We start from the raw sequence: 734 nt of genomic DNA on the forward strand, positions 1-734 counted from the left end.
CGAGTGGCTATCTGCCCGAGGCCCCTGAGGTCCGCTCGGCATGACATTGCCCATCGCCGCTCATCGACTCACGTAGTTACACCGCGCAGTCGTGCACGCCATATTTGGACTCCAGAGTCCAAATATGGCGCCCATCTGCCTGCAGTCAACCCCATGAGTACCATACGTTGGACTACCTGGTCCGTTCGCGTGCCACGCGAGGACTGATCGGGACCACCGACCGAAGACGAACGAGGCGAGAAGTGCACATGGAGCTACCACCGGCCGCCGTTGAGGTGCGCAAGGATGAGACCACCCGCCTTTACGAGGCACTGACCGATGGTCAGGTCGTCGGTACCCTGGCTTACGAGACGACCGGCGGCCGGGTTGCGCTCACGCACTCTTACGTGGACCCAGACCAACGGCATCGGGGCATCGCGTCGGCCCTGGCGCGCTACGCCCTGGAAGACCTGAGCCAAAGTCAGACCAAGGTTGGCATCTACTGCGGGTTTGTTGCCGACTACGTCGAAGACCACCCCGAGTTCAACGACGTCGTCGACATCAGCCGCTCGGCCTTCATCGCCACTCGCACCGCGCGAGACACGAACAGCGGGCGCTGACGTCATGGATGACCTGCACCCCGCCGGCTTACTCAGGTTCTGAGTAGGGCCGTGCTCTCAGCCCGCGACTTCGGCTCGGATCCGGGGCCGTTTGGCGATGAGCTCAACGTTTAGACAGGCTCTCGATGTGCGCGA

General features: G+C 62.8%; 1 protein-coding gene. It reads left to right on the forward strand.

Annotation, left to right across the window (positions count from 1 at the left end; genetic code table 11):
* The first annotated feature begins 248 nt into the window (after window positions 1-248).
* Complete coding sequence (locus Pph01_RS42520) at window positions 249-599, forward strand: GNAT family N-acetyltransferase (RefSeq protein ID WP_204078952.1); 351 nt, start codon at window positions 249-251, stop codon at window positions 597-599.
* The last annotated feature ends 135 nt before the right edge of the window (window positions 600-734 follow it).

The sequence above is a fragment of the Planotetraspora phitsanulokensis genome, assembly GCF_016863295.1.
Lineage (GTDB): Bacteria > Actinomycetota > Actinomycetes > Streptosporangiales > Streptosporangiaceae > Planotetraspora > Planotetraspora phitsanulokensis.

Coding starts and splice junctions, on each gene's coding strand:
- Pph01_RS42520 (WP_204078952.1), top strand. CDS start 249: ATGGAGCTACCACCGGCCGCCGTTGAGGTGCGCAAGGATGAGACCACC.